5 protein-coding genes are annotated in these 6,895 nt (G+C 68.6%); all 5 read left to right on the forward strand.

Annotation, left to right across the window (positions count from 1 at the left end):
• Positions 1–218 precede the first annotated feature (218 nt).
• The 5 genes from AUL34_RS12605 to AUL34_RS12625 all read left to right on the forward strand — a co-directional run bounded on the left by AUL34_RS12605 (position 219) and on the right by AUL34_RS12625 (position 6,805).
• Positions 219–983, forward strand: a complete 765-nt coding sequence (locus tag AUL34_RS12605) for a polysaccharide deacetylase family protein (RefSeq protein WP_061934323.1) — start codon at positions 219–221, stop codon at positions 981–983.
• Complete coding sequence (locus AUL34_RS12610; RefSeq protein ID WP_156420911.1) at positions 976–1,827, forward strand: GNAT family N-acetyltransferase; 852 nt, start codon at positions 976–978, stop codon at positions 1,825–1,827. Before AUL34_RS12605 ends, AUL34_RS12610 begins: the two co-directional genes overlap by 8 nt.
• A gap of 76 nt (positions 1,828–1,903) precedes the next feature.
• Positions 1,904–3,772 carry an ABC transporter ATP-binding protein gene (locus AUL34_RS12615; RefSeq protein WP_061934327.1) on the forward strand — a complete coding sequence of 623 codons (1,869 nt, stop codon included), beginning with the start codon at positions 1,904–1,906 and terminating at the stop codon, positions 3,770–3,772.
• Positions 3,773–3,866: 94 nt separating this feature from the next.
• Entirely contained in the window at positions 3,867–5,801 is a 1,935-nt protein-coding gene (locus AUL34_RS12620; RefSeq protein ID WP_061934329.1) for an ABC transporter substrate-binding protein, read from the forward strand.
• A 5-nt stretch (positions 5,802–5,806) separates the two neighbouring features.
• The gene (locus AUL34_RS12625; RefSeq protein ID WP_061934330.1) at positions 5,807–6,805 is read left to right on the forward strand and encodes an ABC transporter permease; all 999 of its coding nucleotides are present in this window, start codon (positions 5,807–5,809) and stop codon (positions 6,803–6,805) included.
• Positions 6,806–6,895 lie beyond the last annotated feature (90 nt).

A 6,895-nucleotide genomic window follows, 5' to 3' on the forward strand; every position in this document is an offset into this window, starting at 1 on the left:
CTCGCGGGGCCCCGAAACTTGCCTGTGCGGACGGGCGCGAGGGGACATCCGTTGCACCGGCGCGGAGCATTCGGCATCGATCGCCCGGATACCTAGTCACGCCGGGTATCTTCCCGCTCGAATCGATCTATGAGACGGGAGGCGACAGGCGTTCCATCGAGAACGCGAAGCGGCGGGGGTGTCGCGCGGGGCAGGAAACCGGGGAGCCATTCGAGGGCATGGATCTGGAATGGGAACGGCTCGAAGCGCGTCTCGCTCATCGACGCGACGAAGGGCGGGCGCTGCGGGTCTGGTGGCGCGATGACGACGCGACCGCCTGGACGCCGGCGCTCGCCCGCCTGCTGGCGCTCGCCGAAAGCTGCGCGATGCCGATTGCCCTGGCGACCATTCCGGACACCATCGATCCCGAGCTTCCCCGGCTGCTCGCCGACGCGCATCCGCTGGTCACGGTGCTGCAGCACGGGCATCGCCACCGCAACGAGGCGCGGGATGGGGAGCGCGCGGTCGAGTGTGGTGGCTTTCGGCCGACCGAGGCGATCCTGGCCGATCTCCATCGTGGACGTCACCGGCTGGCCGAGGCGTTCGGGGAGCGGTTCCTCCCCGTGATGGTCCCTCCGTGGAATCGGATCGAGGGGCGGATCGCGGCGGCACTCCCGGGCGCGGGCTACGTCGGCCTCAGCGGGTTCGGCAGTGCCGGCGAACGCCGGGAAAACGGATTCACGGTCGCCAATGCCCACCTCGACGTGTTGCGGTGGAAAGGCGGCGCGCGCTTCGCCGGAGAGGGGAAACTTCTTGCCGCGATGGGCGAGTGGCTGGACGATCCGGCGGCTGGCGGGGATGCTTCCTTCGGTCTCCTGACTCATCACCTCGATCACGACGACGCGACATGGCAATTTCTGGAACGTCTCCTTCCGATGCTCGAGCGCCACGCGCAGCCGGTGTCGGCGGCCTCGGTCTTCGCATCGGGGTCGCGAGATGAGTGAGCCGTTCGTGCGTCCGGCCGGCCCCGCAGACGTCGAGCCGGTGGCCGCGTTTCTGCACCGGTTTATGAACGCGCGCGTCGAACCCCGACGCTGGCGTCGCATTCTGGACGCTCCCTGGCGCCCCGCCGGCCTCGAGCGAGGATGGCTCGTGGAGGATCAGGGGCGCATCGTCGGCTTCATGGCCACGATCTACAGCGACCGGTCGACGCGGCTCGGGCTTCGACGGTTCTGCGACCTCGGCGCCTGGTACCTCGAGCGCTCCTACCGGGGAACGGGCGTCGGAGACGCGCTGCTTCGCGCCGGGATGGAGCGCGGCGACACGACCTACGTGACACTGACGGCACGTCGCGCCACGGGGCGGCGCATCCGCGCGCTCGGGTTTCGCGTGCTGGACGACCGGCGCGAGCTGTTCGCGCCGCGCAGCATCCGCTCGCCCGGCTCCCTTCGCCTCGGGGAAGACCCTGCAGGTCTTGGCGCGGATGCGCGTCGGCGCATCGCCGACCACGCAGGGCTCGGCGTCACCACGGCGATCGTGGAAGGCGCCGGAGCGCCGGTCCTGATCTTCCTGCATCGCAAGCGCAAGGGCGACGACGTCCTGCATCACGACCTTCTGCATGTGAGCGATCCCGATTTCCTCGCCACCCGCGCGCAGGACCTCGCCGATCTCTTGGTCGACGAAGGCGTTCTCGCGATCGACAGCCGCTTTCTGCCGTCCGAGGGTGGGGGCGGAAGCCGCGAGGCGATCCCGCTTGCGCGCTGGTTCCGACTGGCGGAGGGGATCGAGGCACGCGACGTCGACCTCCTCTACAACGAGACGCTGCTTCTCGACTTAAAGCTTCCCTGAACGGTCGCCCGTCTGCCATGATGGGCCTGCTGCAGGCGCTCGTCCCCCGTGCTGCCTTCGCTTGTTCGGGATTCGCATGTCCTCGCTCCTGAGTGTCGAGAACCTTTCGATCGAGTTCAGGACGCTGGAGGGGCGGATCCGTGCCGTCGACGATCTCTCGTTCGCGGTCCGGCCGGGTCGTACGCTCGCGCTGATCGGCGAATCGGGGTCGGGCAAGTCCGTCACCGCGCATGCGATCCTTGGCCTACTGCCCAAGATCGCGTTCCGACTGTCCGGCCGCATCGTCTTTGCGGATCCCAAGACGTCCGAAGCCGTGGATCTCGCCAGCCTCCCGCGCGGCGGGTCGAAATTCCAGGCCATTCGCGGCGACCGGATCTCGATGGTGTTCCAGGAGCCGGCGGCCGCGCTATCGCCGCTCCATACGATCGGCGAACAGCTCCGGGACGTGCTCCGCCGCCATCGTCCCGAACTCGACAAGGCCGGCGCGCGAGCGGCGACGCTGGACGTCTTGCGCGAGGTCGGCTTTCCCGACCCGGAGCGCGCGGCCGGAGCCTACAGTTTCCAGCTCTCGGGGGGGCTCTGCCAGCGCGCGATGATCGCGCTCGCCGTCGTCTGCCGCCCGGCCCTGATCATCGCCGACGAGCCGACGACCGCCCTCGACGTGACGGTTCAGGCCGAGATCCTGCGTCTCCTGCGCAGGATCCGCGACGAACATGGAACGGCGCTACTTCTCATCTCCCACGATCTCGGCGTCGTCGCGTCGATGGCCGACGAGATGGTCGTGATGCACCACGGCGCGGCGATGGAGCGCGGGCCGGTGCGCGATCTCTTCGCCGAGCCGCGCCACCCCTACCTCAAGGCATTGATACGCTCGGTGCCCCGTCTCGGACGCTCGCCCGACGAGCGCCTGAAGCCTCTGCGCGAGATCAAGATCGTGGATGCGCTGGCGAAGTTCGCCCGCCGCGGCGGGGAGGGGAAAGCGGAGGTGCTTCTCGAAGCCCAAGGCCTTTCGCGCACCTTCCGTTCCCGCAGCTTCGGCGGTGGCGCCGCCAACCCGGCGCTGCGCGACGTCAGCCTGACGATCCGTCGCCACGAGTGCCTCGGCCTCGTCGGAGAAAGCGGCTCCGGCAAGACCACGCTGTCGCGCATCCTGGCCCGCGCCGAGACCCCGGATGCCGGGGAGGTGGCAATGCGGGCGGCGGACGGGCGGATGGAGAACATCTTCGGCCTGGGGGGCAGGGCGCTGAAGGACTGGCGACGGCGCGTCCAGTACGTGTTCCAGAACCCCTATCTCGCGCTCGATCCCCGCATGAGCATCGAGGCGATCCTGACCGAGCCGCTGGAGGTCCACGGGATCGGAACGCGGCGCTCCCGGCGCGAGCGGGCGCGGGAGCTCCTGGCTCTTGTCGGACTACCGGACACGCATCTCCAGCGCTTTCCCCATGGCCTGTCCGGCGGGCAGCGGCAACGCGTCGGCATCGCCCGGGCGCTTGCGCTGGAGCCGGAGCTCATCCTCTTCGACGAACCGGTCTCCGCCCTCGACGTGTCGGTACAGGCGCAGGTTCTGAACCTCCTGCGCGATCTGCAGCGCGAACTCGGCCTGACCTATCTCTTCGTGTCCCACAACCTGGCCGTCGTGAACTATCTCGCCGATCGCATCGCCGTGATGTCGGGCGGGCGGATCGTCGAGATCGCTCCGCGCGAGACGTTGTTCGCCCGTCCGCTCCACCCCTATACGCGCCGCCTCATCGCCTCGATCCCCGAGCCGGACCCCGATCGTCCCATCGATTTCTCGGCCTTCGAGTCCGGAGCGTCGTATCGGCGGGCCGACTGGGGCTGGCCGTTCGTGGCAAGAGAGGGTGAAGGCGAACCAGGGCTGGTCGCGGTCGGCGAGGAACACTTCGTCCAGGCATTCGAGGCCGGGTCACGCGAGCTCGCACATTGAGCGGTCGGCGGCTTGCGGGCGGGCGGGCTGCGTGCGAGCCTCGCTGCGCGTGCGCCCCTCCGGGGTCCGATCCCATGCAGGACACGACGTGGCGATGGTTCCGGAGCTGATCCGATCGGTGATCTCGGCCCTGGTGGTCCTGGGTTGGGCGTCCGTATGCGATGCGGCGCCGGCCGATGGCGAGCCGCCGATCTTCGCCGAGGACGTGGCCGCCGGCAGGCTGCCCGCGATGCAGGATCGTCTTCCGCAGGAGCCGCTTCGCACCGATCTCGCCGCGATGGGACGGCAGCCCGGGCGCTATGGCGGCACGCTGCGCACCATCGAGCCGCAGGCGCGCGATACGCGCCGCATGGTGGTCTTCGGATATGCACGCCTGGTCGGCTACACGCCGGACGGACGCATCCTACCCGACGTCGCCGAAAGCGTCGACGTCCGGGACGGCCGCATCTTCACCATCCATCTGCGTCACGGGCACCGATGGTCGGACGGCGAGCCGTTCACCTCCGAGGATTTCCGCTACTACTGGGATGACGTCGCCAACGATCCCCAGCTCGGCAAGAACGGGTTGCCCCGCCAGCTGCTGGTGGATGGGGCAGGGCCGACGGTCGCCTTCCCCGACGCATGGACGGTCCGCTACGAATGGGCCGCGCCCAATCCGGACTTCATGCCCTCGCTGGCGGCCTCCCTGCCGCTCGAGATCTTCCGTCCCGCACACTACCTCAAGCAGTTCCACGAGCGTTACGCCGACGCCGATGAGCTCAAGCGGCGCGTCGAGGCGGAGGGCCTGCGCAACTGGCAGGCGCTCCATTTCAAGCACGACCAGTCCTACAAGAACACCGATCCGGACCTTCCGTCCCTCCAGCCGTGGGTGCTGGCGACACGCCCGCCCGCCGATCGCTTCCTGTTCCGCCGCAACCCGTACTTCCATCGGGTCGACGATCAGGGGCGCCAGCTGCCCTACATCGACGAGGTCGCGATGGAGATCGCGAGCGCCGGACTGATCCCGGCCATGACATCCTCGGGCCAGACCGATCTGCAGAGCACGGCGCTGACGCTGACGAACTACGCCTTCCTGAAAGGGGCCGAGGCCCGTTCGGACTACCGGGTCCTGCGCTGGCCGATCAACCGCGGTTCGCGGATGGTGCTTTATCCCGACCTCAACACCAGCGATGCCGATTGGCGCGCGCTGCTGCAGGAACGCGACTTCCGCAGGGCGCTCTCGCTCGCCATCAACCGCGAGGACATCGCGCAGGCGATCTACTATGGGCTGGCGCGCCCGGCGGGCGATACCGTGCTGCCGGTCTCGCCGCTCTACACCGACGATCTCGCCACCCGCTGGGCCCGATTCGCGCCGGACGAGGCGAACCGGCTTCTCGATGGGCTGGGTCTCGACCGGCGTGACGTTTCGGGCACCCGTCTCATGGCGAACGGGCGGGCGCTCGACCTCGTGGTGGAGTTCGCGGGCGAGGACGGCGAGCAGACCGACGTCCTGCAACTCGTCGCCGAGGACTGGCTCCGCATCGGCGTTCGCATGCTCTTCAAGGCGGTGGAGCGCGATACGCTCGCCTCGCGCCTTGCCGCCGGATCCCCCATCGTCACCGTGGGCGCCGGGCTGGAGAATGGAGCGGCGAGGCCGGAGGACAGCCCCGCCGCGCTGGCGCCGACCGAGGGGGCGCAGCCCTCGTGGCCGGCCTGGGGGCTCAACCACGAGAGCGCGGGCAAGCTCGGCAGCCCGCCGACGCTCGCCTTCGCCCGCGAACAGCTCCAACGCAACGAGCGGTGGCGCCGAACACTCGATCCCGCCGAGAAGCGCCGGATCTGGGAGGAGATGCTGCGGGTGGACGCCGACGAGGTGCCGCGCATCGGCATCGTGGCCGATGTCGACCAGATCATCGTCGCCACCAAGCGCCTGCAGAACCTGCCGCGAACGGGCCGCTGGAACTTCGAGCCGGGGGCCTATCTCGGCTCCTACCGGCCCGATACGTTCTTTCTCGACGACGCGGCCGCGCTGCAGGCGGGAGAGCGATAGCGACGATGCTGCGTTATCTGCTCTTCCGCCTCGCGACGATGGTGTCGACGCTTCTGGTGGCCAGCGTCCTGATCTTCACGATCATCCAGCTGCCGCCGGGCGACTACCTGACCAACTCCATCGCCGAACTGCGCGCCGAGGGCGAGGCGCAGGCGGAAGAGAAGGTCGCCTTCCTGCGCGAGCAGTACGGCCTCGATCAGCCTCTGCCGGTTCAGTATCTCCATTGGATCACCGGGTTCGCGCGGGGCGACTTCGGTTATTCCTTCGAATATGCGGCGCCCGTTTCGGAGGTCATCGGCGACCGGGTGTTCCTCACTTTGGTCCTGAACTTCGCGACCGTGCTCTTCGTGTATCTCGTGTCGTTTCCGCTCGGTCTGTTCATCGTGCGCCGCAAGCATGGGTTCGCCGACCGGTCGCTGACGCTCACCGGCTACATCGGACTGGCGACGCCGAACTTCCTTCTGGCGTTGATCATGCTCTACGTCGCCAATGCCTTCTTCGGCGTGTCGATCGGCGGGATGATGGATCCGGCCTACCTCGATCAGCCGTGGTCGGTCGCGAAGGTCGGGTCCGTCCTGGCGCATCTCCTCGTTCCGGTCGTGGTGATCGGCCTGTCGGGAACGGCCGCCATGATCCAGCGCCTGCGCGCCAACCTCCTCGACGAGTTGCGGAGACCCTATGTCGTGGCCGCCACCGCGCGCGGCCTGTCCGACGGCTTCGTGCTGCGCAAGTACGCGCTGCGGCCGGTGCTCAACCCGTTCGTGTCCGATCTCGGCGACCTCCTGCCGCAGATCGTGTCGGGCTCGGTCATCATCTCGGTGATTATGTCGCTGCCCACCACCGGGCCGATGCTCCTGTCCTCGCTCCGCAGCCAGGACATGTATCTGGCGGGGTCGTTCCTGATGTTCCTCGCGATCCTCACCGTCCTCGGCATGCTCGTGTCCGACCTAGTCCTGGCACTGATCGACCCGCGGCTGCGGCTTTCCGGACGCCGCGGCTCGTGAGCGACGCCGTGCCGCACTGGGTCAGCGATCGCCCCTTCGACCCAGAGCGCGAACGGGGCGAGCACAGCAGCGTTCGCACGGAATACGCCC

It is taken from the genome of Aureimonas sp. AU22, assembly GCF_001463745.1.
Taxonomy (GTDB): Bacteria; Pseudomonadota; Alphaproteobacteria; order Rhizobiales; family Rhizobiaceae; genus Aureimonas.